The organism is Glutamicibacter sp. AGC46 (assembly GCF_053543715.1).
On the sequence record NZ_JBLVOJ010000025.1, the window covers coordinates 332925 to 356687 of the forward strand.

General features: G+C 57.7%; 23 protein-coding genes. 14 read left to right on the forward strand and 9 right to left on the reverse strand.

Annotation, left to right across the window (positions count from 1 at the left end; all coding sequences use genetic code 11):
• Positions 1-225: 225 nt before the first annotated feature.
• The 4 genes from leuA (at position 226) to ACNPM8_RS16530 (ending at position 4289) form a co-directional block, all read left to right on the forward strand.
• A complete protein-coding gene (gene leuA / locus ACNPM8_RS16515) occupies positions 226-1965 on the forward strand; it encodes a 2-isopropylmalate synthase (RefSeq protein WP_105658338.1) in 1740 nt (579 codons plus the stop codon).
• 233 nt (positions 1966-2198) lie between these two features.
• Positions 2199-2687: a serine O-acetyltransferase gene (locus ACNPM8_RS16520; RefSeq protein ID WP_402741373.1), complete on the forward strand. Its 489-nt coding sequence runs from the start codon at positions 2199-2201 to the stop codon at positions 2685-2687.
• Between the two features lie 49 nt (positions 2688-2736).
• The gene (gene recO, locus ACNPM8_RS16525; RefSeq protein WP_105661281.1) at positions 2737-3486 is read left to right on the forward strand and encodes a DNA repair protein RecO; all 750 of its coding nucleotides are present in this window, start codon (positions 2737-2739) and stop codon (positions 3484-3486) included.
• Positions 3483-4289 carry an isoprenyl transferase gene (locus ACNPM8_RS16530; RefSeq protein ID WP_133833358.1) on the forward strand — a complete coding sequence of 269 codons (807 nt, stop codon included), beginning with the start codon at positions 3483-3485 and terminating at the stop codon, positions 4287-4289. Before recO ends, ACNPM8_RS16530 begins: the two co-directional genes overlap by 4 nt.
• Here the strand turns inward: ACNPM8_RS16530 and ACNPM8_RS16535 are convergent.
• Positions 4286-5350 (reverse strand): alpha/beta hydrolase, encoded by a 1065-nt coding sequence (locus ACNPM8_RS16535; protein ID WP_105661279.1) that lies wholly within the window; start codon positions 5348-5350, stop codon positions 4286-4288. The two genes, ACNPM8_RS16530 and ACNPM8_RS16535, sit on opposite strands and share 4 nt — an antisense overlap.
• A 42-nt stretch (positions 5351-5392) precedes the next feature.
• Here ACNPM8_RS16535 and ACNPM8_RS16540 point away from each other — a divergent pair, with 42 nt between their 5' ends.
• Positions 5393-6457: a quinone-dependent dihydroorotate dehydrogenase gene (locus ACNPM8_RS16540; RefSeq protein ID WP_105658341.1), complete on the forward strand. Its 1065-nt coding sequence runs from the start codon at positions 5393-5395 to the stop codon at positions 6455-6457.
• Between the two features lie 217 nt (positions 6458-6674).
• Here ACNPM8_RS16540 and ACNPM8_RS16545 read toward each other — a convergent pair whose 3' ends face one another.
• A complete protein-coding gene (locus tag ACNPM8_RS16545; protein WP_448940227.1) occupies positions 6675-7871 on the reverse strand; it encodes an IS481 family transposase in 1197 nt (398 codons plus the stop codon).
• A 338-nt stretch (positions 7872-8209) separates the two neighbouring features.
• On the reverse strand, positions 8210-8803 hold the full coding sequence (locus ACNPM8_RS16550; RefSeq protein ID WP_105658342.1) for a DUF3043 domain-containing protein: 594 nt from the start codon (positions 8801-8803) through the stop codon (positions 8210-8212).
• A 69-nt stretch (positions 8804-8872) separates the two neighbouring features.
• On the opposite strand from ACNPM8_RS16550, the gene ACNPM8_RS16555 reads away from it, so the two are divergent.
• From ACNPM8_RS16555 to ACNPM8_RS16580, 6 genes are all read left to right on the forward strand, one after another.
• The gene (locus ACNPM8_RS16555) at positions 8873-10282 is read left to right on the forward strand and encodes a M20/M25/M40 family metallo-hydrolase (protein WP_448940228.1); all 1410 of its coding nucleotides are present in this window, start codon (positions 8873-8875) and stop codon (positions 10280-10282) included.
• A gap of 134 nt (positions 10283-10416) precedes the next feature.
• Positions 10417-10791: a HesB/IscA family protein gene (locus tag ACNPM8_RS16560; RefSeq protein ID WP_105658344.1), complete on the forward strand. Its 375-nt coding sequence runs from the start codon at positions 10417-10419 to the stop codon at positions 10789-10791.
• A gap of 214 nt (positions 10792-11005) precedes the next feature.
• Entirely contained in the window at positions 11006-11887 is an 882-nt protein-coding gene (gene ctaC, locus ACNPM8_RS16565) for an aa3-type cytochrome oxidase subunit II (RefSeq protein ID WP_105658345.1), read from the forward strand.
• Positions 11888-11889: 2 nt separating this feature from the next.
• Entirely contained in the window at positions 11890-13608 is a 1719-nt protein-coding gene (ctaD, locus tag ACNPM8_RS16570) for an aa3-type cytochrome oxidase subunit I (protein ID WP_105658346.1), read from the forward strand.
• Between the two features lie 2 nt (positions 13609-13610).
• Positions 13611-14012 (forward strand): cytochrome c oxidase subunit 4, encoded by a 402-nt coding sequence (locus ACNPM8_RS16575; RefSeq protein WP_105658347.1) that lies wholly within the window; start codon positions 13611-13613, stop codon positions 14010-14012.
• A gap of 113 nt (positions 14013-14125) precedes the next feature.
• Positions 14126-14908, forward strand: coding sequence for a GntR family transcriptional regulator (locus ACNPM8_RS16580; RefSeq protein ID WP_105658348.1), 783 nt, complete (start codon positions 14126-14128; stop codon positions 14906-14908).
• A 1053-nt stretch (positions 14909-15961) separates the two neighbouring features.
• On the opposite strand, the gene qcrB is transcribed toward ACNPM8_RS16580, so the two are convergent.
• From qcrB to ctaE, 4 genes are all read right to left on the reverse strand, one after another.
• On the reverse strand, positions 15962-17632 hold the full coding sequence (qcrB, locus tag ACNPM8_RS16585; protein ID WP_105658350.1) for a cytochrome bc1 complex cytochrome b subunit: 1671 nt from the start codon (positions 17630-17632) through the stop codon (positions 15962-15964).
• Between the two features lie 2 nt (positions 17633-17634).
• Complete coding sequence (gene qcrA, locus ACNPM8_RS16590; protein ID WP_448940229.1) at positions 17635-18684, reverse strand: cytochrome bc1 complex Rieske iron-sulfur subunit; 1050 nt, start codon at positions 18682-18684, stop codon at positions 17635-17637.
• A 71-nt stretch (positions 18685-18755) separates the two neighbouring features.
• The gene (gene qcrC / locus ACNPM8_RS16595; protein WP_105658352.1) at positions 18756-19550 is read right to left on the reverse strand and encodes a cytochrome bc1 complex diheme cytochrome c subunit; all 795 of its coding nucleotides are present in this window, start codon (positions 19548-19550) and stop codon (positions 18756-18758) included.
• Positions 19551-19626: 76 nt separating this feature from the next.
• A complete protein-coding gene (gene ctaE / locus ACNPM8_RS16600) occupies positions 19627-20265 on the reverse strand; it encodes an aa3-type cytochrome oxidase subunit III (protein ID WP_105658353.1) in 639 nt (212 codons plus the stop codon).
• 286 nt (positions 20266-20551) lie between these two features.
• On the opposite strand from ctaE, the gene trpD reads away from it, so the two are divergent.
• Positions 20552-21619: an anthranilate phosphoribosyltransferase gene (gene trpD / locus ACNPM8_RS16605; protein WP_332594750.1), complete on the forward strand. Its 1068-nt coding sequence runs from the start codon at positions 20552-20554 to the stop codon at positions 21617-21619.
• A gap of 85 nt (positions 21620-21704) precedes the next feature.
• Here trpD and ACNPM8_RS16610 read toward each other — a convergent pair whose 3' ends face one another.
• Positions 21705-21986, reverse strand: coding sequence for an Lrp/AsnC family transcriptional regulator (locus ACNPM8_RS16610; RefSeq protein ID WP_105658354.1), 282 nt, complete (start codon positions 21984-21986; stop codon positions 21705-21707).
• Positions 21987-22150: 164 nt separating this feature from the next.
• On the opposite strand from ACNPM8_RS16610, the gene ACNPM8_RS16615 reads away from it, so the two are divergent.
• Together ACNPM8_RS16615 and ACNPM8_RS16620 are read left to right on the forward strand one after the other, a co-directional pair.
• Complete coding sequence (locus ACNPM8_RS16615; protein ID WP_105661274.1) at positions 22151-22747, forward strand: sigma factor-like helix-turn-helix DNA-binding protein; 597 nt, start codon at positions 22151-22153, stop codon at positions 22745-22747.
• Entirely contained in the window at positions 22748-23290 is a 543-nt protein-coding gene (locus tag ACNPM8_RS16620) for a hypothetical protein (protein ID WP_208294227.1), read from the forward strand.
• Here ACNPM8_RS16620 and ACNPM8_RS16625 read toward each other — a convergent pair.
• Entirely contained in the window at positions 23279-23653 is a 375-nt protein-coding gene (locus tag ACNPM8_RS16625) for a DUF3054 domain-containing protein (RefSeq protein ID WP_402734828.1), read from the reverse strand. The genes ACNPM8_RS16620 and ACNPM8_RS16625 overlap by 12 nt on opposite strands.
• Between the last annotated feature and the right edge of the window lie 110 nt (positions 23654-23763).

Below are 23763 nucleotides of genomic sequence, written 5' to 3' on the forward strand. Positions count from 1 at the left end.
GCGCAAGGCGGACGTCCACTATGTGACACGCAAGTGACATAAGTTTCACTTGCCTCCAAAGCGCGGTGCTATGCTCATTTCGTGCATTTCGAGCTTCTACTACTACTTAGCCGCTGCGAGGATCCAAAGGACCGCTAGTGGTCTACAGGCCGACCCCTCGTCGCGGAGTAGCTCTTGTCTGGCCCCACAAACTAAGCACTAATTTTGTCTAGGGGACCCACAGAAATGCAGAACATGCAGAAATCTTCGAACATGCCAATCCACAAGTATGTTCCATTCCAGGATCAGATCGAGGTCAATCTGCCCGATCGCACCTGGCCCGACAAGTACATCACCAAGGCCCCGCGCTGGTGCGCGGTCGACCTGCGAGATGGCAACCAGGCGCTGATCGATCCGATGAGCCCGGAGCGCAAGCACAAGATGTTCGACCTGCTGGTCGAAATGGGCTTCAAGGAAATCGAGGTCGGCTTCCCGTCGGCTTCGCAGACCGACTTCGACTTTGTCCGCCAGCTGATCGAGCGCGGCATTCCCGATGACGTGACCATCCAGGTGCTCACTCAGTCCCGCGAGCACCTGATCGAGCGCACCTACGAAGCGCTGGAAGGCGCCAAGCAGGCCATTGTCCACCTGTACAACTCCACCTCGATCCTGCAGCGCGAAGTCGTCTTCCGCCAGGACGAAGACGGCATCGTGGACATCGCCGTCCAGGGCGCCCGGTTGTGCAAGAAGTACGAAGAGCAGCTGACCGGCACCAAGATCACCTACGAGTACTCGCCAGAGTCCTACACCGGGACCGAGCTGGCCTTCGCCAAGCGCATTTCCGAGGCCGTAGCCGAGGTGCTGGAAGCGACCCCGGAAAACAAGATGATCCTGAACCTGCCGGCCACGGTGGAAATGGCTACCCCGAACGTGTACGCCGACTCCATCGAGTGGATGCACCGCAACCTGGCCAACCGCGACTCGATCATCCTCTCGCTGCACCCGCACAACGACCGCGGCACCGGAGTGGCCGCGGCAGAACTGGGCTACCTGGCCGGCGCCGACCGCATCGAAGGCTGCCTGTTCGGCAACGGCGAACGCACCGGCAACGTCGACCTGGTGACCTTGGGCATGAACATGTTCGGCCAGGGCATCGACCCGCAGATCGATTTCTCGGACATGGACCACATCCGCCGCACCGTCGAGTACTGCAACCAGCTGCCAGTGGCTGAACGCAGCCCGTACGGCGGAGATCTGGTCTTCACCGCCTTCTCCGGTTCGCACCAGGACGCGATCAAGAAGGGCCTGGAAGCGATGGAAGCCAAGGCTTCGGCTGAAGGCAAGGACATCAACGACCTGGTCTGGGCTGTTCCTTACCTGCCGATCGACCCGAAGGACATCGGCCGTTCCTACGAGGCCGTGATCCGCGTGAACTCGCAGTCCGGCAAGGGCGGGGTTGCTTACCTGCTGAAGAACGACTACAACTTGGACCTGCCGCGCCGCGCGCAGATCGAGTTCTCCGGCGTCATCCAGCGCAAGACCGATACCGAGGGCGGCGAGATCTCCTCGCAGCGCATCTGGGACGTTTTCCAGGATGAGTACCTGCCGGTCAGCGAAGATTCGGGCATGAACCCCTGGGGCTACTACCAGATTGCTTCGGCGACCGCGGCTTCGGCGGAGGACGGAAGCTTCCGCCTGGATACCAAGCTGATCATCGACGGCGTGGCCCATGAGCGCAGCGCCCAGGGCAACGGTCCGGTCTCCGCGCTGGTCAAGCTGCTCAACGATGATGGCGTGGATCTGCGCGTGCTGGACTACTCCGAGCACGCCATGAGCGAAGGCGGCAACGCCCGCGCAGCCGCATTCGTCGAATGCGCCGTGGGCGATCGCATCCTGTGGGGCATTGGCCTGGACACCAATACCAACATTGCAGCACTGAAGGCCGTAGTTTCGGCCGTCAACCGCGCGATCCGCGACAGCAAGTAGGTCTGCGGCACCACCTTGTTGCCAGCTCAACGCCACGGCCAGCCTCACCACGCTGGCCGTGGCGTTTTGCCTTCCATATACTGCCAGGGCGGCTGGCAAGCAAGCGCCGACGAAGAAAGGGAAGAGCTTTGCCCCGTTTCATGGATGAAATCCGCGCGGTCATTGCGGGCGATCCGGCAGCACAAGGACTATTGGCCACGGCAACTACTTCAACGGGCTTGCACGCGATCTGGATGCATCGGGTTACTCACCAGCTGTGGCAGCGCAAGACAACCAGGGGTCTGTCGAAAATCATCAGGCTCATTGCCCGATCATTGACGCAAATCGACATCCATCCCTCTGCTGTTATTGGCAGTCCCGTTCTCATCGATCACGGCACTGGTGTCGTTATCGGGCCTAATACGGTAATTGGATCCAGAACATTGATTTACCAGGGGGCCACTATCGCGGCAGCCGGGTCTGCCGGTCCAGCTACAACCGTCATCGGCAGCGACTGCATGATTGGATCCGGTGCCACGGTATTGCGTGGCGTGCAAGTAGGTAGCCGGTGCAATATAGGAGCGAATGCCGTGGTCGCTACTGACCTGCCTGATAACTGCGTCGCTGTCGGTGTTCCCGCTCAATTCAAGTCGAGAGACACCTTGAACCCCTTTTCCTCGGGCCCGGTAGATGCCGGGTTGCTCCTGCAGCTACCGCGCCCAGGGACGAATCGACACCCATAGGAATCGTTGGATTCAGAACTTTGGGAGTTGAAGTGGGAGAATATTGTCCGTGTCCAGATCAGGTTTCGCTTCCAAGAGCTACCACACCCGTGGTTTGGTTTTGCGTACCCACAAGCTGGGAGAAGCCGATCGCATCATCACCCTGCTGACACCCAATGGGATTGTCCGTGCGGTGGCTAAGGGCGTACGCCGGACGTCGTCGCGGATGGGCGCCACGCTGGAACCGTTCATGGAAGTCGACGCGCTTCTGGTGATGGGCCGCAATCTCGATATCGTCTCGCAGGCACAGCTTCGAAATCCATACGGCCAATTGCTGGTCATGGATTACCCGAGCTACACGGTGGCCAACGCCATGTCGGAGATCGCTGAAAAACTGCTGGAAACAGAAAGCGATTCGGCCCTCCAGCAATATCAGCTCTTCCACGGTGCGATCGCCCTGTTATCCAAGCAGCGAGTCGATTCCGGAGCCGTGCTGGACTCCTACATCTTGCGGGCCCTCTCGGTTGCTGGTTGGGCGCCGTCCTTTACCGACTGCGTGCGCTGCGGCAAGCCTGGCCCGCATCAAGCGCTCCACGTCCAGCTTGGCGGCGTCGTTTGCCCCGAATGCCGTCCCTCTGGATCGTTATCGCCGCATCCCGTCACCATTGAATATCTGCAGGCGCTGCTGGAAGGGGACTGGTCCACCGTGGCAGAAGCAGGACCTCGAGCGCGCAAGCAAGCTGCAGATATCGTGGCCAACTACTTGCAGTGGCACCTTGAGCGTGCCGTGAATTCCCTACGTCTTGTGGAGAGAAATTGAAGAAGCTTCCTAAGATCACCGGCCGCCGAGGCCCAGTTGCTCCTTATGCGCATCCGGATCATCCGCAGATGCCCGCCATTCCGCAGGAACTCATCCCTGAACACGTAGCTATCGTCATGGATGGCAATGGACGTTGGGCGAACCAGCGGGGATTGCCTCGTACCGAGGGGCACCGTGCAGGCGAAGCAGCTTTGCTTGATGTGGTGGCCGGAGCCGTGGAGCTGGGCGTCAAGTACGTCTCTGTCTACGCGTTCTCAACCGAGAACTGGAAGCGCAGCCCTGAGGAAGTGCGCTTCCTGATGGGCTTCTCACGTGATGTTCTGCGCCGCCAACGCGATACGTTGAACTCATGGGGCGTCCGCATACGCTGGTCGGGTCGAGAACCCAAGCTCTGGAAATCGGTTATCAATGAACTCAAGGAAGCCGAAGAACTCACCAAAGACAACTTGGGTTGCCAGCTGACCATGTGCGTGAACTACGGCGGGCGCGCAGAACTAGGCGACGCTGTCAGCGCGATTGCCCAGGATGTTGCAGCCGGCAGGCTTCGCGCTAGCTCGGTTGGCGAAAAGACTATCGCCAAATACCTGCATGCTCCGGAACTGCCTGATGTGGATCTTTTCCTCCGAACCAGTGGCGAGCAACGCACAAGCAACTTCCTGCTGTGGCAGTCGGCATACGCAGAGATGGTCTTCCTCGACCAGCTTTGGCCGGATGTCGACCGGCGAACGCTCTTTACCGCCGTAGAAGAATATGCCAAACGCGATCGCCGTTACGGCGGAGCTATCGACAAGCCACAGGCCTAGGACGTTTTCAGCGCTGTTCCCACCAATCGCAACCAGAGGCTTAGGTCTCGATATGCTGCGGATCTGGCGGGCTCAGCGGAGGTGAACACATCGTGCATTGCGCCCGGAATTTCGGACAAAGTAACGAAACTGCCTAGTTTCAACGCCCGCAGGCGCGTTTGCTGAACGTCGAGTACCGAATCGCAGTGCTGCATGTCAGGGGAGTAGCTCGTGCCGATATGGGTGCGATCCGAGGTGAGGACGAAGATTGGCTGTTGAAGTTTCAGCCCCTTCGCAACTAGGGCATGGCCATCGAATATCGTTTTCAGCCATCCCGCGGTGTTCGGAAAAGCGATCCGTGGTCGCCATAGCCGATGAACGTCCCACTGGCCATGGCTATCAGTACTTAGCGATTGCCAGTAATGATCGAATTCTGGTCCGTTGAGCTTCCTGCGCGGATTCGTGCGAGTGATCGCTTCCATTAGGCCGTGAAAAGGAATGCGCAGGAAGGCCGTTCCCTGAAACTCAAGCCATGGAGCATTCAGGACCAGAGCTTTAATGCCCGGCGCTTGGCGCGCAAGCCACAAGCTGAGGATCAAGCCGCCCGTCGAGTGCCCTTGGGCAACCACCGGTAATTGAGGATGCTCATTACGCAGCAGTTCCAAGCTCGCATTGAGCTCCTCATCGAAGTCCGCCAAGTCATCGACATAACCAGGCAAAGCATGTTCGGCTCTCAGACTGCGTCCATGCCTGCGTAGATCAAGTGCGTAGAAGTGGTATCCATGGTGATGCCAGAAAGCTGCCAGTTCGCGGTTGTAAAAATAATCGCTCCAGCCATGCACGCTCAGAACAATTCCCTGGGCTCGTCGTCCGAGCCGATTCCTGAATCCAGCCGGGCAATAGCGGACCAAGGTCGCGACGGCCGGTCCTTCCGCATCGACGCCGAAATCCAAGGTTTGGTGCTCAAAATCAGGCCCGAGGGGATCTTCGACCCATTGCCCCGGCCTAGTTGAAGACATAAAGTCTGGCCAACTGCTGCTTTCTGGAACAACGAAGTGCTTCATATCTTGAATACTACCCATCTCAAGTTGTCTGTTTCGGGTTCTTCACGGGAAAATGGTTCCATGCGCATATACCCACTGGTCTTCAAGCACGTGTTCACCAAGATGGATCCTGAACAGGCTCACCATTTTGCATTCAACGCGATCAAGATTGCGCAACGCGCAGGGCTCACTAAGGCAGCTCGCAAGTTCTTCGCTCCGGCACCCAAGCTGAAGCGCACCGTTATGGGCATCGACTTCCCGTCCCCATTCGGATTGGCTGCTGGCTTCGACAAGGGCGCCACCGGAATCCTGGCGTTGAGCGATATCGGTTTCGGCCATGTTGAAATCGGAACCGTCACCGGACAGGCCCAGTCCGGCAACCCGCAACCGCGGCTCTTCCGCTTGGTTGAGGACCGCGCGGTAGTCAACCGGATGGGCTTCAACAACGAAGGCGCCGAAACTGTCGCTGCCCGTGTCGCCAGTTCTCGCCAAGAGCTCAAGACTGGTTACGCTGGAACCCGCCCGGTCATCGGCGTGAATATCGGCAAGACCAAGGTTGTAGAGCTGGAAGACGCGGTAGGGGATTACCTGGCGTCCACCCGCCAGCTGGCGATCCACGCAGATTACCTGGTCGTCAATGTTTCGAGCCCCAACACCCCGGGTCTGCGCCTGCTCCAGAGCGTTGACTCTCTTCGTCCGCTGCTTTCGGAAGTCGGCCAGTTGGCTGACAAGGTTGCCGGCCGCCATATTCCCTTGCTGGTCAAGATTGCTCCCGATCTTAGCGATGAGGATGTCGCTGACGTTGCACGCTTGGCCATGGAACTTGAACTCGACGGCATTATTGCCACCAATACGACCATCGGTCGCGAGAACTTGACCAGCGATGCGTCCAAGGTTGAAGAGATTGGCGCCGGCGGGCTATCTGGCGCTCCGCTCAAGCAGCGATCGCTTGAAGTTCTTCGCCAGTTGCGTGCACTTGTTCCGGCCGAGATGGCTCTGATCGCCGTCGGCGGCGTGGAAAATGCCGCGGATGTGAAGGAACGCCTGGACGCCGGCGCGGACCTGGTACAGGGTTACACCGCATTCCTCTACGAGGGTCCGTTCTGGGCACGTTCGATCAATAAGGACCTGGAGCACATGCTCTAGTTCTTTGGAGTGGAATTTCCCAAATGCTCCGGAATGGCTCCGATTCTCGAAGAATCGGAGCCATTCCGCGTTAACCGGGCCCATCTTCTGCGTACGTCCTGCCTGCAACCGCTTTGAACGCAACTTGGATCAGGAGACTAGGCAAGGGCAGCCGCGCTAGGGGAGAAGGTGGCTGTGAAGAGTCGAGACATCGTTTACAGATGAGTTGCGACATGCTTTACAAATTATTATCAGTTTCCCCCGGCCACCGGCCGGGGGATTTCTGTTTATCGGGCCAATAGGATTTGCCGGGGTCGATGGAGTGGCGACTAAGCACCTCTGAAGTTTCTACGTCCATCACCGTGACTTCTTCAGTGTCGATGAGCATCACGACTTTCTTTCTACGGTGTATTTTCCGCACCCCTAAGTGACGTAGTTTTCCCTCGTGTCTCAGGGTTACTTTTCCATCCTTGTCGATCCGGTCATGTCGGATGCGGAACTCGCGGTCCCGCGTGACGTTCTTGAGGTTCGGCCGGGCCTTGAGTGTTCGGTGGTACCACTGGCTCGGTGTTTCCCGATTCAGTGCACGGTGTGGACGTTCATTGTTGTAAACCTTCTGGAACTCATCCAGGATCTCTTGCAGTTCGGTGATCGATTCAGCGCGTGGTCGCGCGTTGACCCAGAGGTGTTCTGTGTGGTGGAAACGCTCGATCTTTCCTTGAGTTTGCGGGTGATAAGGTTTCCCGTTTTTCTGGCGTATCCCTAGGGCGATCAGTAGTTTTTCGAACTTGTTCAGGCCTTTGAGCAGCCGTGTTGTGTAAACCAGTCCATTATCGGTCAGGATGCTTTGCGGTGGGCCGTAGTGGTTGATGAACCAGGTGAAACTGTCGATGACGATTTGTGTGGTGATCTCTTCGTGCACGGAGCAGTGCAGTAGGTATCGCGAGTGGTCATCGAGCCAGTGCAGGATTTCGACGGTGTGCCCGTTGGCTAGTCTCGCTTCGGTGAAGTCCGATTGCCAGGTTTCGTTGGGTTGCTCGGATTGGAATCGGTGCAGGCTGCTCTTCGGGCGTTTTTTCGGTTCTGGGGTGATCAGGCCGTGGGCGTGAAGGATTCTGCGGATGGTGGCCGTGGAAGGCACGTGCAAGTGCTCTTTGCCTAGGTGGTATTGGATGGTCATGGGGCCTGCGTCGAGGCCGTTGGCGGTGAGCGTGCGGCGTAATTCGAGGATGCGTGCTGTGAGTTCGGGGCTGGTGGCGCGCGGGTTGGTGTGTCGTTTTTTGCTGGCAGGTTCCAGCGCGGCATCGCCGCCGTGGTCGTAGGCGCGTAGTAGCTGGTAGATGCGTTGGCGAGAGATCTTGTAGTGGCGGGAGGCTTCGGTGACGCTCATGCCGGCGTCGCGGATCTGGTGGACGATGACGTGGTTTCTAGACATGTAATAGTGTCAAGGATGACGCGACTCATCGGTCAAGATGCGAGTGTCTAGGATGTCCCGACTCATGTGTCTAATATGTCGTGAATCTACACAAGGGGAGAAGGTGGCAATAACGGTTGCCGACCGGGATGAATCCTTGTATCGGAGCCAACAAGGCCGCATGCTGCGAGCACGGACAGGATTGGCAGAAATGCGTCGCGGCAACGATATTCCAATCGCAGAATTTGCATCACCTTGTAGTTGGCTCCACAAATTTTGAACATTGTTATTCAACCAAGCAATTAACTAGAAAGGGGCAAGCTCAGCGAGCTTGCCCCTTTGCGGTCTAGCGGTATCGACTAGTCGATATTTGCGCCGCGCTTGACCTGTGGCTTCGGCAGGCGCAATTTGCGGAACTGCATTCCACGCATTGCCGCGTACATGCGTACGCCCTTTTCCATGTGGCCGAACTTGGCGACCAGGCGCTTCTTCAAGAGGATGGTCGTCACAATTGCTTCGATGATGATCAGTGCGATAACAACCCAGAGGGCTGCCTGCACAAACATCTGGATCTGCAGGTTGCGCTGGAACACCAGCGAGACAACCAAGAAGGCCAGGATGATGAACATCATGAACTCGCCGAACATCCAGCGAGAGTCAATGAAGTTACGGGTGTAGCGCTTCTGCTCACCCTTGTCGCGTGGCATCAGGTAGCGTTCATCGCCAGTTTCGTTGGCTAAGCGCAAACGATTCTGCGCTTCAACACGCTGTTGACGCTGGGCTTCCTTAGCGGCCTTGCGATCGGTAGGAACCAACGGGCGCTGACGGTTCGCCTGCTGCGCATTGCGCTTGGGCGTTGGACCAGTTTTGCGGCCGTCGGTTGTTTCCGGGGCCTGCTGGGCAGACTCCACATTTACGGGGGATTGAGGTTCATCCTTCTTACGTCCAAACACCCCTCTATTCTAGCCGGAAATAGTTAGCGGCGTGACATTCGATACGCGAGGAATTGCTAGGCTGAAGGCATGACCGAAAATACTACCTTCGACGCTGTTGCAAGCGGCGTCGATATTGCCGCGCTAAAAAGCCACATCGACACGAACTTCGAGAAGATCCTCGAAGAGCTCACTTCCCTGGTCGCGATCCCGAGCATCGCATGGGAATCCTTCGACCCGCAGAACCTGGAAAAATCGGCTGCGGCAGTGGCCGAATTGGCCAAGTCGGCCGGGATGGAGACCGTGGAAATCCTGCGCGAGCCTGCGCAGAACGGCGCTATGGGCGCGCCTGCCGTGGTAGCCCAGCGCAAGGCGGCACCCGGAAAGCCAACCGTGCTCCTGTACGCACACCACGACGTCCAGCCTCCTGGCAACGCGGCGGACTGGAACACCCCGGTATTCGAAGCCACGAAGGTAGGGGACCGGCTGTTCGGCCGCGGTGCCGCTGACGACAAGGCCGGCATCATGGTCCACATCGCGGCGATGCGCGCCGTGCTGGACCTCATTGGCGATTTCGGCGTCGGCGTAACCTACTTCTTCGAGGGGGAGGAAGAAGCAGGATCCCCATCATTCCGCAACTTCCTCGAAGCCCATCAGGACAAGTTGGCAGCAGATGTGATCGTAGTTGCCGACTCGTCCAACTGGTCGGTTGGAACCCCAGCACTGACCAGCTCGCTGCGCGGCATGTGCGCAGCGGAGATCACCGTTCGCTCGTTGAACCATGCAGTTCACTCGGGCATGTTTGGCGGACCAGTTCTCGATGGCCCGATCCTCGCCGCCAAGTTGATCTCCAGCTTCCACAACGAAGACGGTTCTGTTGCCGTTGCCGGCCTGGTTGCCAACGACATCGCTGAAGTCGACTTCGACGAAGCCGAATTCCGCAGGGACTCCGGCGTTCTGGAATCCTTCCAGCTTGCCGGCACCGGCAAGATCACCGACCGCTTGTGGAATAAACCAGCACTGAGCGTGATTGGAATGGATATCCCGAGTGTCGACCACTCGTCGAATACCTTGCTGCCGGCAACGCGTTTCAAGGTATCGATGCGCCTGGCCCCAGGGCAGAATCCTGCAGATGCGCTCAAGGCCCTTGAGGCACACGTCAAAAGCGTTGACCTTCGCGGCGCCGAGATTGAATTTGTCGCCACCGAAGCAGGCAACGCCTACAAGGCGAACCTGGACGCTTCGGCAAATGACACTGCGCGCTGGGCGCTTGAACAAGCTTGGGGCGTTGTACCAGTGAATATGGGCCTGGGTGGATCAATTCCATTCATCGCAGATTTGCTGGAAGTTTTCCCGAAGGCGCAGATCCTGGTGACCGGTGTCGAGGATCCCGATTCGCGTGCGCACTCGGCCAACGAGTCGCTGCATCTAGGCGACTTCCAGCACGCAATTGAGGCTGAAGCCCTCATGCTGGCGAGGATCAACGCCAAGGGACTATGAACCGTGTCATACGGAGAGACGCAGGGGAAGAATTCTTCAGCGTAGCGACGTAGGATAGAAGCAAGAACAGAGGTGCCGGTTCCAGTAACAAATCTGGAGCTTGGTGCCGCATCGAGCAGTATGGGAGGAAAATCATGACTGCATCTGTTGACCAGACCAAGGGCGATCCAACTGAGGTGCCAACCCATGAGGTAGAGATTTCCGACGTGGCGGCGGACAAGGTTCGCTCGCTTCTGGAACAGGAAGGCCGGGATGATCTTCGTCTCCGCATCGCCGTGCAGCCAGGTGGCTGCTCGGGCCTTATCTACCAGCTTTACTTCGATGAGCGCATGCTCGACGGCGACGCGGTACGCAACTTCGATGGCGTTGAGGTCATCGTTGACAAGATGAGCGTCCCGTACCTCGCTGGCGCGTCCATTGATTTCGAGGACACCATCTCGAAGCAGGGCTTCACCATCGACAACCCGGCCGCATCGGGTTCCTGCGCCTGTGGAGATTCCTTCCACTAGGCCGTAGGGAACAAACGCCGCTGTTCAAACGTTGAAGAAATTTCTCGTTAGCACAGCGGCGTTTTTCGGCATTCTGACCCCAAAGAGGGTAAGCTCTACATTAAGTAGTAAAACTATGTTTCCCTTCGTGAGCCACCTCACCGTGCAACTCGTTTAAACCACGAGGTGACTTATGAAGACCACATTCTGCACCAACAAAGAGGAAGGGCCGTCTGTGAGTTCGCAAGACCGAACCGGCAGTCGCGGGTCCGCTAAAGCCAAAGTACTGGCTTTAGTCGGCACTGGCGCATTGCTGTTGACGGGATGTACAGCGGAGGCAAAACGCGGTTGGCTCCCAAACGTGGAGCGCGACACCACCAACCACACCGGGGCAATCCAGGATTTCTGGGTTAACTCGTGGATCGCTGTTATTGTCGTCGGCGTATTGACCTGGGGATTGATGCTCTGGTGCGTCATCGCCTACCGCCGCCGCAAGAACGATACGGGTTACCCGCGTCAGCTGAGCTACAACCTGCCATTGGAGATCTTCTACACGGCCATTCCTTTGGTCCTTGTTCTAGTCTTCTTTAGCTTCAACAACACCCTGGAAAAGCAGATCAACGCCCCTGTTGATTCTGAGGTCGTAGTCGACGTCCGAGCCAAGCAATGGTCGTGGGACTTCAACTACAGCTACCAGGGCACCGAGAAGTATTACGCCGGCGAGCAGGCTCACCTGAACACCGATGGCTCGGAAGGCGTTCGCGAAGAACTGCCAACCTTGTACCTGCCAGCGGGCAAGTCGGTAACCCTTGAGCTGAATAGCCGCGATGTCATCCACTCCTTCTGGGTACCAGCCTTCTTGCAGAAGCTGGACATGATCCCAGGCAAGACCAACTACATCTACCTGACTCCACAGGTTGAAGGCAGCTACGACGGAAAGTGCGCCGAGCTTTGCGGCGAGTACCACTCCGAGATGCTCTTCAACGTCGAGGTTGTCAATGAGTCCGAGTTCAAGGCTCAGCTGGCAAAGATGGAAGATGGACACATTGGTGAAGAGTACGACCGTAAGCCAGATGTTGTTAACGGCGTCGTAGTAGAGCACGGGGAAGGAGAGTAATCATGACAACGTTTGAATATGCAACTGACGACGTGAAGTCGATTGCTCCAGCCGTAGTGCCGAAGTCCAAGGGTCGTCTGTTCGTCGACTACATTACTTCGACCGACCACAAGAAGATCGGGTACATGTACCTGATCAGCTCGTTCATCCTGTTCTGTGTCGGTGGCGTTATGGCGCTGCTGATTCGTGCAGAGCTGTTCGAACCAGGCATGCAGATCCTGCAGACCAAGGAACAGTACAACCAGCTGTTCACCATGCACGGCACTGTCATGCTCTTGATGTTCGCAACCCCGCTGTTCGCAGGTTTCGCCAACGTCATGATGCCCCTGCAGATCGGTTCCCCGGATGTGGCCTTCCCACGTCTGAATGCATTGGCTTTCTGGTTCTTCTCGCTGGGCTCGCTGATCGCTCTGGCCGGCTACCTCACCCCCCAGGGTGCAGCTAGCTTCGGTTGGTTCGCTTACGCTCCGCTGTCGAACACCACCTTCTCGCCAGGAATCGGCGGAGACCTCTGGGTCTTCGGCCTTGCACTGTCGGGCTTCGGTACCATCCTTGGCGCCGTCAACTTCATCACCACGATCATCTGCCTGCGTGCACCTGGCATGACCATGTGGCGCATGTCGATCTTCTCGTGGAACACCTTGATCACCTCGTTGCTGGTCCTGATGGCTTTCCCGCCACTGGCAGCTGCGCTGTTCGCACTGGGTGCAGACCGCCGCTTCGGTGCCCACATCTTCGACCCAGAGAATGGCGGTGCCGTACTATGGCAGCACCTGTTCTGGTTCTTCGGGCACCCTGAGGTCTACATCATTGCTTTGCCGTTCTTCGGCATCGTCTCCGAGATCTTCCCAGTGTTCTCCCGCAAGCCGATCTTCGGCTACAAGGGCCTGGTCTTCGCGACCATCTCGATTGCTGCACTGTCGGTTTCCGTGTGGGCACACCACATGTACGTCACTGGCTCGGTAATGCTGCCGTTCTTCGGCTTCATGACCATGCTGATCGCAGTTCCAACCGGTGTGAAGTTCTTCAACTGGATCGGAACCCTGTGGCGCGGCTCGATCACCTTCGAAACCCCAATGCTCTGGAGCATGGGCTTCATGATCACCTTCCTGTTCGGCGGTCTGACCGGTATTATCCTGTCGGCTCCGTCGCTGGACTTCCACGTATCGGATACCTACTTCGTTGTGGCTCACTTCCACTACGTAGTCTTCGGTACCGTTGTGTTCGCGATGTTCGCTGGCTTCTACTTCTGGTGGCCGAAGTGGACCGGCAAGATGCTCAACGAGCGTCTTGGCAAGATTCACTTCTGGTTGCTGTTCATCGGCTTCCACGGCACCTTCCTGATCCAGCACTGGCTGGGCGTTATGGGCATGCCACGTCGCTACGCCGACTACATGCCTGAAGATGGCTTCACCACCATGAACCAGGTTTCGACCGTCTTCGCATTCATTCTGGGTGCGTCGATGATTCCATTCTTCTGGAACGTGTGGGTAACCCACCGAAACGCCAAGAAGGTCGAAGTAGATGATCCATGGGGCTTCGGCGCATCGCTGGAATGGGCAACTTCTTGCCCTCCACCACGCCACAACTTCCACTCGATCCCTCGCATCCGTTCCGAGCGTCCGGCACTGGATCTGCACCACCCGGAACTGAGTGGACGGGTAACCCCCGAAACTCCGGTTGCGAAGATCTTCGGCTCGGCTGACCAGAAGGACGTGTAACGATGAAAGTTGAATCCTGGATTTTCCTGGGTGGCGTCTTCTTCTTCACCCCAGTAGCGATTGTCTACGGTTACATGACCAACTGGAGCGAATGGGTCGGATTCCTGGCATTGCTGATGCTGGTCGCATTGTCCGCGATGGTAGGTGGCTACTTGCTATTCACCGCTAAGCGCGTTGGCAACAGGCCCGAGGACCGCGTGGATGGCGAAATCCACGAGAACGCCGGCGATATCGGAATGTTCTCCCCATGGAGCTGGTGGCCACTGGTCCTGGCTTCGGCTGCAGCGATTGGCTTCCTTGGCCTCGCTGTGGGCTGGTGGGTCTTCTTCATCGGCGCCGGTTTGGCCGTCGTTGGCGTGACCGGCTGGGTTTACGAATACAGCCGTGGCGATCACGCTCACTAGGCAGTAACCCTAACGGGACGACAAGCAATTTTGCTTGTCGTCCCGTTAGTCTTTTAATAGGGGTTCCTCGATGGCGATGGGCCGTCAGGATATTTGGATCAAGGAGAAGCAGCATGCGCCACGCACCGCAGCCACATGTCCAGGCGCACCTTGATCCGGCCAGCCGGCAAAGCAAATACCGGCAAATCCGAGAGATTCTCAAGACCCATGCGCGCGAGGCCTGCAAACCCGGCTACAAGCTTCCGCCCGAACGCGTGCTGGCAGAGCACTTCGGCGTGGCCCGCAAGACCATCCGCCAAGCCATCGATGCCTTGGTGGATGAACAAGTGCTCAAACGCGTGGTGGGAATCGGCACGTTCGTCGTGCCCGAAAAATTGGACCTTCGTGTCCGCCTGCATTCCTACTCCGAAGATATGATGCGCCGCGGCATGGTTCCCGATGCCCATGTACTCGAATTCGCGGAGATCAAAGCCAGCGCCACCTTGGCTTCGCAGCTGATGGTGGAGGAGGGTACTGCCGTAGTCCAGTTCAAGCGCCTGCTGCTGGCCGATGGCACCCCCATGAGCCTGGACGAGAACTATATGCCTGCCGATCTCGTGCCTGGCTTTGTGGATGGCGAGCCGCCGTCAAAGCTCTATCAGGCATTGCACGAGCGCTATGGCATCTTGCTCGAATGGGGTGAGGACCAGGTGGAAAGCACTGCTGCGAGCAAGCGGCAAGCCGTGCTCCTGGGCGTAGAACCAGGCTTCCCGCTCCTGCAGATCACCCGGTATGCCTACATCGGCGATCGGCTAGCCGACTACTCGGTTTCGCTCTACCGCTCAGACCGCTACAAGCTCTTCGTGCCGTTGCAGCGAGTGGGCACACGCACGCCTCGCTACACCGATACTTTCTAGGCCTGGCCAGGCGGCCGGCTGCTTCGATTTCAACGGGCAAGTACCAGGCAAACCCGTCAACCATGCCCAAGGATGCCATATCTGCCGTTCAAAATGGTTCCGGGCATCAACTACTGAATAAGCACTCCCGCAGCCTGGTCCGCCGGTATGGAGCTATAGCAGGAGCAAGCAGGTCTCCCGCACACGGAAGAAGATCGCGGCGCAAGCTCAAAGCCGCTTCAAGGCAGCAGGACATGGAATGTCGACGGAAGTTGAAAAGTGGACACTCCAGCCGCCCTGTCCAGTGGGAAACCAGCCACACTGGTGCGATAGGCCGTAGCGAAGATCCAATATATCCCTAGATCACACAGTCTTGTTTGCAGCGTGATTCTGCCATCCGGTCGATGCGTCCAGAGTTATTCCGTCATCCAATTCAAACGATTCTGAAGCAGGACTGGAGGTCATGGTGCCTGCCGGGCATTCTTTCTGGCAGGGGAGCAACCTTTGGAAGAGCGCTCTGGATATCGGCTCGGCCATGCCGAGCGCCAAAACGGGAGTCTGAACTGCTGCATTCGAAGTCTTGGCGAACGTGATTGCGGAACTGAGCTCGTCCCCAGTCTGGAGCGCCTTCGCTGGAAAGACGAATGCACTGAGCAGCTCTCCGCTCCGGTTCGGCCCGGGACGACACCGGGCAGCTGCGCCAGTCGCAACTGGCATTGGCGTGCAGCATTCGATTCCAGCCAATCCAGAATGGCTGCACTGCAGGCCGGCAGTAGCACTCAGCCCCGAACGGCATTTCTGACTGAAGTGCCAAACAGGATGGCCAATTCTTCTCCGCACTGGGGAGCGCAGCTCGATACGCGGCTAGGGGAGCAGGAACGGACTTTCCACCCTGAGCACCCGGCAGTGCCAGATGGCGTTCTAAGCCACTGGAATTTCGATGGGCGTCCACCATGCGTCTTCGGAGCGCTCACCGGCGCTAGGCTCACTGGGACCCCTGGGAAAGCCGGGTTAACGAAAGGAGGGACACACCTTGCGGTGTGTCCCTCCTTTTGTGACTAACTCAGGTCGCTATTACTTGGCGATCGAGTCCTGCGTGTCACCCTCAACCTCATGGTGGCCGTGGGCTGCATGAGCAGCTTCCAGCTCCGATGGGGTTACCGGGGCGACGCGATCTTCGAAGAAGAACTTCGAGATTGCTGCACGACGCTTCTCCGAACCGGAGACGTGTCCTGCTGCGTCAGGCTGAGCCGGGATGTACTGGCGATCAACGTAGTTGGTCAGCAGGTAACGCTTGTAGACGTCAACTTCCTCGTGCTTCTCCGAGAAGCCGCCCTCAGGCGACATCTGGATGATGCCAGCTTCGCGGCCGTGCAGGACGATCTCGCGATCCTTGCGCTGCAGCGACAGGCAGATACGGCGAGTCAACCAGAAGGCGAAGATTGGGCCCAGGAAGAACAGCGTACGCAGCCAGTAGGTGACATCGTTCAGCGACACGTGGAAGTGGGTCGCGATCAAGTCCGAGGAAGCAGCAGCCCACATGACGCAGTAGAAGACTACGCCGGCAGCGCCCACTGCGGTTCGGAATGGAGCGTTGCGTGGACGGTCGAGCAGGTGGTGCTCGCGGTTGTCCTTGGTGATCCAGCGTTCGATCCACGGCCATGCGAACATCACTGCGAACAGTGCGCCTGCAGGAACCAGTGCTGGCAGCAGTACCGACATCACCAGGGTGTTATCGCCCCATGGGAATGGAATGATCCATTCGAAGCTGAAGTTGCCCAGGTAACCTGGCATCAAGCGCAGCGCGCCATCGACGAAACCGATGTACCAGTCCGGCTGGGTACCAGCCGAAACAGGTGATGGGTCATATGGACCGTAGTTCCATACCGGGTTGATCTGGAACAGGCCAGCAATGAATGCCACGATGCCGAAGACGATGAAGAAGAATCCACCGGCCTTGGCTGCGTATACCGGACCAACAGGGAAGCCAACAACGTTGTCGTTGGTGCGGCCTGGGCCAGGGTACTGGGTGTGCTTGTGGGTCACGACCATGAACAGGTGCACAACGATCAGCAAGATGATGACCGCAGGAACAATCATGATGTGCAACGAGTACAGTCGCGGAATCACGGTATCGCCAGGGAACTCGCCGCCGAAGAAGAACATCGACAGGTAGGTGCCGACGATCGGCAGTGCCTTCATGACGCCATCGATAATGCGCAGGCCGTTACCGGACAGCAGATCATCTGGCAGGGAGTAGCCGGTGAAGCCGGCAGCAAGACCCATGATCAGCAGCACGCCGCCGACAACCCAGTTCAGTTCACGTGGGCGACGGAATGCGCCGGTGAAGAATACGCGCAGCATGTGCACGGACAGGGAAGCGACGAACAGCAGTGCCGACCAGTGGTGTACCTGTCGCATGAACAGGCCGCCGCGCACGTCGAAGGAGATATCCATGGTCGAGGCCATAGCCGTCGACATGCCGATACCCTTCATCGGTACGTACGAGCCGTCGTAGACGACGTGAGCCATCGACGGATCGAAGAAGAAGGTCAGAAAGGTGCCCGAGAGCAGCAGCAGTACGAAGGTGTACATTGCCACTTCGCCGAACATGAACGACCAGTGGTCCGGGAAGATCTTGCGACCGAATTCCTTGACCATGCCCGAAGCGCCGACGCGGGAATCCACGAAGTTGGCGATGCGACCGGTAGCGGTCGATGCCTGGTATTCGTTAGTCGTCGTCATGATTAACCACGCTCCCAGTAGGACGGGCCAACTGGTTCGTGGAAGTCACTCTGAGCTACCAGGTAGCCCTCGGAGTCCACGGTAATTGGCAGCTGTGGCAGTGCGTGGCCAGCTGGGCCGAAGATGACCTTGCATTCCTGCGTCAGGTCGAAGGTCGACTGGTGGCAAGGGCACAGCAAGTGGTGGGTGTGCTGCTCGTACAGAGCAATCGGGCAACCCACGTGGGTGCAAATCTTGGAGTATGCGACGATGCCGTCGACGTTCCAGGTTTCGCGTCCCTCGGAGATCTGCATTTCTGCTGGATCCATGCGCATCAGCAGAACGACGGCCTTGGCCTTTTCGTTCAGCGGGTGCTCGGTCTCGTTGAGGCCTTCTGGGATCACGTGGAATGCGGAACCGATCTGCACATCCGAGGCCTTGATCGGGGTACCAGATGGGTCGCGGGTCAGACGGATGCCCTTCTCCCACATGGTGTGGCGCAGGGAATCGATCATCTCGTTCGCGGTGTTACCGGTGCGATCCAGGTCGCGGAACATGAAGATTGCTGGGATTGGCGCCAAGGCGATGGCACCGATCAGGGTATTGCGGATCAGCGGACGACGCTTGATGCCGGACTCTTCGAGCACGGTATCGATGATTTCGACGGCATCCTGGCGATCTTCTTCCGAGCGGATCTCGTGGCGCATTTCCATGAGCTCGTGATCCGGCATCAGGGTCTTGGCCCAGTGAACAATACCCACACCGATACCGAGCATCGCGAAAGCGGTGCCCAGTCCCAGTGCAGCGTTCTGCACACGCAGTTCAGCGAAGGTCATCTCGCCCAGGTGGCCCAGGACGAAGTAGGCCACGAAGAAGAAGAGCGTGCCGATGATGGAGATGGTAAATAGGAGCGCTACTTGACGCTCATGTCGCTTGGCTGCGCGCGGATCGCGGTCTGCGAGACGCGGACGATGGGGTGGTAAGCCCGGATCTGGGAATCGATCCTGAGCTACATCGTCAGCCTTAGCAACGGTGCCCGAGTTTTCGGGACTGCCGTGACTATGGTCGCCCATGTTTCTCTCTCATCCTTCTGTTAGGAATTTATGTACGTAGTGATGGTTACGGCCGAGGCCGCGGGGTTGCCTTAGGAAGGACGCGAGGTCAACCAAATGGTGAAGGCAATGATGATACCCAGACCTGCGGTCCAGGTGAACAGGCCTTCAGCAACTGGACCCAGGGAGCCCAGGGCTGCACCGCCAGCGGAACCATTTGCTTCAATGGTCTTCAGGAAGGTGATAACGTCACGCTTCTCTTCTGGGGTGATGTTCGAGTCGTTGAACACTGGCATGTTCTGTGGGCCGGTAGCCATCGCTTCGTAGATGTGCTTCTCGGATACACCGGTCAGGGTTGGTGCGAACTTGCCGCGGGTCAACGCGCCACCGGCAGCAGCCGCGTTGTGACACATTGCGCAGTTCACACGGAAGACGGTGCCACCGTGGGCGGCGTCGCCCTGGGTGGTATCCAAGTATTCCTCATCAGGGATCGCTGGGCCTGCACCCAGGCTTGCAACATACGCTGCCAGCTGGGAGATCTGCTCGTCGTCGAACTGTACTGGCTTGACCTGGGCTTGCGGGCCCTGCATCTGCATCGGCATACGGCCGGTGCCGACCTGGAAGTCAACAGAAGCCGCGCCAACGCCGATCAGCGATGGACCGGAGTCAGAGCCTTCGGCATTCATGCCGTGGCAAGTAGCGCAGTTGGCGACGAAAAGCTTCTGACCTTCTTCTACATCGGCCTGCGATGCAGAAGTGGTCTCAGCTGCCTTCGCTTCGCTGATGTTACCGGCTGCAGTGTAAAGACTGCCGGTAATCAGCAATCCGAACAGAAGCAGGGCCACAGCGGCGAGCGGGTGGCGGCGCTTTTTCGAAAGAGCCTTCACTTGCTGGTTCCTCACTTAGTTTCTTTGGTGTGGTGTTGCCGTACTTCTTGTTGAGGCAACTAATGAATTTAAGTTGCTACTTCAAGAAGTAGATGATCGCGAACAGGGCGATCCAAACAACGTCAACGAAGTGCCAGTAGTAGGACACGACGATGGAGCCGGTTGCTTCGAAGTGACCAAACTTCTTAGCCAGCATCGCACGACCAATGATCAGCAAGAATGCAATCAGACCACCAGCGACGTGAATGCCGTGGAAGCCGGTCGTAATGTAGAAGGCCGAAGCGTAGGAGTTCGAGTCGAATGCCACGCCCTCGCTAACGAGGACAGCGTATTCGTAGGCCTGGACCGAAACGAAGATCGCGCCAAGGATGAAGGTAAGAATGAACCATTCAATCATTCCCCATTCCTTGAAGTTGAAAAGCCCACCGGAACGGCGAGGCTTGAATTCTTCGGCACGGAACACGCCTAGCTGGCACGAGAACGAGCTGGACACCAGGATGATGGTGTTAACCAGCGCGAACGGTACGTTGAGCTTGGCAGTTTCAGTCGCCCATAGTTCGGGCGCGGCAGCCCGGAGGCTGAAGTACATGGCGAAGAGGGCGGCGAAGAACATGAGCTCGCTGGAGAGCCACACCATCGTTCCCACCGACACCATGTTTGGGCGGTTCGGCGCATGTGGCGCCGTCGTATTTGGGGCATGAGTCGCAGTTGTCACACTGACATTATGTCTCTAAATGCCCCTCAGATACCAATGCAAAAGCGGGTTCGCAGAGGTTTGTTGCGCCACATCTTGGCAACATCCGCGGAAACATGCGGAAGTACAGAGAAAACTCTTTCTACAATTCGTAGAGCTTCGTCCGGCGAGTCTCACGAAACAATCATTTATGCAACGAAAGTGTTTCGTATTTAACCCCAGAAACTAGGCATTTTTAGCGACCTGAGCCACATCATCTAACGACATGAATTGGGTAGCGCCCCGGTGTCTGGATAGGCTTTCCCATGTGTCAACGAGCCTTGTAAACGAAAAGTTCCCGACGTGGCCAGATCTATTGGCCACCCTGATCAACGGTGGCGATCTCAGCCGCGAACAGGCCGCTTGGGCAATGAATGAGATCATGTCCGGCGAGGCGAGCGACGTTCAGATTGCCGGGTTCCTGGTTGCACTGCGATCCAAGGGTGAGACCGTGGCCGAATTGACCGGCTTGGTGGACTCCATGGTCGCCAATGCGCGCCCTTTGACCATCGATGCACAAACTTTGGACATTGTTGGGACCGGTGGCGATCGCCAGAACACCGTCAACATCTCAACGATGGCCACACTGGTGTGCGCTGGCGCCGGCGTGAGCATAGTTAAACACGGCAATCGCGCATCCTCTTCGTCCTCGGGTTCCGCCGACGTGCTTGAAGCATTGGGCGTCCGCCTGGAGGTACCAATCGAGCGCCTTGTAGAGGTGTACGACAAGGTTGGGATTGCGTTCTGCTTCGCCAACGTCTTCCATCCCTCGATGCGCCACGTTGCCGGAGCACGCCGTCAATTGCGCATACCAACCGCTTTCAACTTCATGGGCCCCTTGACCAATCCCGCATTGCCCAGCGCATCCGCCATCGGCTGCTCCGACATGGTCATGGCACCAATCATGGCGGGCGTTCTTGCAAGCCGTGGCGTGCGTGGCCTGGTCTTCCGCGGGGATGACGGACTGGATGAACTAACCACCACTGCAGCTAACCGCGTCTGGGAAGTGCGCAACGGCACGGTCACCGAGTTCACGTTCGATGCCCAGGACGTTGGATTTGCCCGTGCGACGCTTAATGATCTGCGCGGTGGAGATGCACTACATAACGCAGGGGTTGTACGAGATGTCATCTCCGGGACTCCCGGACCCGTTCGAGATGCGGTCCTCCTGAACGCGGCTGCCGGAATGGTGGCTTACAGCGATACTGCTGAAGGCAGTTTCGAAGACCGCATGCGGGCGGCGATTGGGAAAGCGGCGCATTCCATCGATTCCGGTGCGGCGAAGGCGACCTTGGAAGCCTGGTCCTCAACGACCCAGGCGATCGTAGGCGCGTAGCACCGTCAGATGCCAACAAAGCCGGTCTTTGGTTCGCGATTTTACAATCGCTGAACCGAAGGCCGGCTTTGTTCTTGAAAAGTCCTTAGTCGCCTAGGCCAAGGGAAAAGGCTGCTTCAAGATCATGTTCCGAATATGCGCGGAATGCAATGTGGGTCTGGGTGCCGCGGATGCCTGGAATCTTGGAAAGCTTATTGGCAATGACTTCGGCGAGGTCCTCGTGCTTGTTGACTCGTGCAATTGCAATCAAGTCCCAGTCGCCTGCTACGGAATAGACTTCGCTGATGCCCGAGATTGCGGAGATCTGCTTAGCGCATTCAGGGATACTGTCCGTTGCAGTCTGGATCATGACGAATGCGGTGACCATCACTGTGCCTTTCGGTTCTAACTTGTCGCCTGCCAGGAGGCGGCTGATCTGGAATCAACTCTAGTCGAAAAGCAGCGAATGAGAGGCATGGGCGCATCGCCCCGCTTCGCATAGTACAATGATTTTAATTTGTAGATTCGGATACAAAGTTTTACAATTGTTCCATGATTGTGTTGACCATTGACCAGCGGCGTTCACGTTCCACCGAAGACAAGGTGGAGGCTCTAGTCAAGCAAGCTAATGCTACCGTTCCAGTGGTTCGCCCCTTCCAGCGAACCGCCGGCGATGAAGTCCAAGCTGTCTTGGATAACGCCAACGAAGCAATTCGCTTGGCAGTGATGATGGCAGCTTCAGGGGACTGGAGTGTCGGCATTGGCTTCGGGCAAGTTGAAACGCCACTGCCCGAAGAAACCCGTGCCGGACGGGGGCCTGCCTTTGAATATGCTCGTGTCGCAGTTGAGCGGGCAAAGAACACCAATGCGCATCTAGCTGTTCATGGACCGTCGCATGAAGCCACCCGCCTGGAAGCCGAGCTCCAGCTGACTGCCTGCATAGTTTCAAAGCGACGGGCCACGGCATGGGAAGCTGGCACTCTGGCCGATGAAGGCCTGACCCAGCAGCAGATTGCCCAAGAATTAGGAATCACCCAGCAGGCTGTCTCTTCTCGTCTGTCGGCCGCGCTATGGTTTGAGGCGAACCGAATGATGGATGAAGCTGCCAAATCGCTGAACCGACAGCTGAAGATGCTAAAGGAGCAGTAAATGCTTTGGATCGCTTGGGGGAGTCTGAGCCTGGCGGCGTTTGTCTCTTGCATAGCTGCCTACCTTGGCTATGCCATGGGCAAACGAGCTCGTGTCCGCGACTGGCTAGTTGTGGGCTCTGCCCTGTTCGCCATTCTCTCGGCCCTGCTGGCAGTTGCTTCTCAAACTTCGCTGGAGCAGAACGGGCTTTCGCCGGTGTACGCGATCGTCCTGAGTTCCATCTTTGCCATTAGTTTCGGCGGTCCGTTTACGGAACTTGTTTTCCGGCTTGCTGCGAAGAATGATGTCGAGCTCCAAAAGGAGGAGTCCGACCCTTCACCGCTTCGAGGCGGGCTGTGGATCGGACTCCTGGAGCGCACGGCCATCGTTGGAAGCCTCTGGGCCGGTTGGCCAGAAGGCATTGCCGTCGTCTTGGCGGTCAAGGGTCTTGGCCGGTTCTCTGAACTGAAAAACCATCGCGCCGCCGAACAGTTTATTCTGGGGACTTTCGCCAGCGGTCTCGTCGCTGCCGGTTCCTACGGGCTCGGCCTGCTATTTACCTAGCCGCTTAGCCACCATTGAGGTAACCAGCCGACGCCCCATCAAGAATGCGCCCAGAACCAATGTCGCGACAATGATGAAGGGGAGTGCCGCAGTGGAATCCATGGCAACGCGAAGCGCAAGGCCCGCTGCTACGGTCACCACCCAGACCAGTACGCCAACAGGGAAGAGCTTGTTGATCGTGGTCCAAGGCTTGGACAGCAAGGTCACGACGACGTAGGCAACCAAGAACGGCAGGGCGGTCATCAGGATGCCGCCAATGCTCAAGCCATGTTCGTGTTCACGTCGACCGAGCAGGGCGAATAGAACAATGAGAACAACGTCGACAGCCATCCACAGCGGCCACTTACGAATAGAATCCTTCATGTACTCATCATAGGTTTACCCCGGTGTTTGTGAGTAATTCGGCGTTGGCTGGATCGTTGTCGGTTCAGACACAGAAGGGCGCCGTCGGGGCTCGCCCGAATGAGCTCACG

Coding starts and splice junctions, on each gene's coding strand:
- ACNPM8_RS16535 (WP_105661279.1), bottom strand. CDS start 5,350: ATGGGTAGTATTCAAGATATGAAGCACTTCGTTGTTCCAGAAAGCAGC.
- qcrB (WP_105658350.1), bottom strand. CDS start 17,632: ATGACGACGACTAACGAATACCAGGCATCGACCGCTACCGGTCGCATC.
- ACNPM8_RS16615 (WP_105661274.1), top strand. CDS start 22,151: ATGATTGTGTTGACCATTGACCAGCGGCGTTCACGTTCCACCGAAGAC.
- ACNPM8_RS16560 (WP_105658344.1), top strand. CDS start 10,417: ATGACTGCATCTGTTGACCAGACCAAGGGCGATCCAACTGAGGTGCCA.
- ACNPM8_RS16575 (WP_105658347.1), top strand. CDS start 13,611: ATGAAAGTTGAATCCTGGATTTTCCTGGGTGGCGTCTTCTTCTTCACC.
- ACNPM8_RS16545 (WP_448940227.1), bottom strand. CDS start 7,871: ATGTCTAGAAACCACGTCATCGTCCACCAGATCCGCGACGCCGGCATG.
- ACNPM8_RS16580 (WP_105658348.1), top strand. CDS start 14,126: ATGCGCCACGCACCGCAGCCACATGTCCAGGCGCACCTTGATCCGGCC.
- ACNPM8_RS16520 (WP_402741373.1), top strand. CDS start 2,199: ATGCATCGGGTTACTCACCAGCTGTGGCAGCGCAAGACAACCAGGGGT.
- ACNPM8_RS16555 (WP_448940228.1), top strand. CDS start 8,873: ATGACCGAAAATACTACCTTCGACGCTGTTGCAAGCGGCGTCGATATT.
- qcrA (WP_448940229.1), bottom strand. CDS start 18,684: ATGGGCGACCATAGTCACGGCAGTCCCGAAAACTCGGGCACCGTTGCT.
- ctaD (WP_105658346.1), top strand. CDS start 11,890: ATGACAACGTTTGAATATGCAACTGACGACGTGAAGTCGATTGCTCCA.
- ACNPM8_RS16540 (WP_105658341.1), top strand. CDS start 5,393: ATGCGCATATACCCACTGGTCTTCAAGCACGTGTTCACCAAGATGGAT.
- ACNPM8_RS16625 (WP_402734828.1), bottom strand. CDS start 23,653: ATGAAGGATTCTATTCGTAAGTGGCCGCTGTGGATGGCTGTCGACGTT.
- ACNPM8_RS16610 (WP_105658354.1), bottom strand. CDS start 21,986: ATGGTCACCGCATTCGTCATGATCCAGACTGCAACGGACAGTATCCCT.
- leuA (WP_105658338.1), top strand. CDS start 226: ATGCAGAACATGCAGAAATCTTCGAACATGCCAATCCACAAGTATGTT.
- ACNPM8_RS16620 (WP_208294227.1), top strand. CDS start 22,748: ATGCTTTGGATCGCTTGGGGGAGTCTGAGCCTGGCGGCGTTTGTCTCT.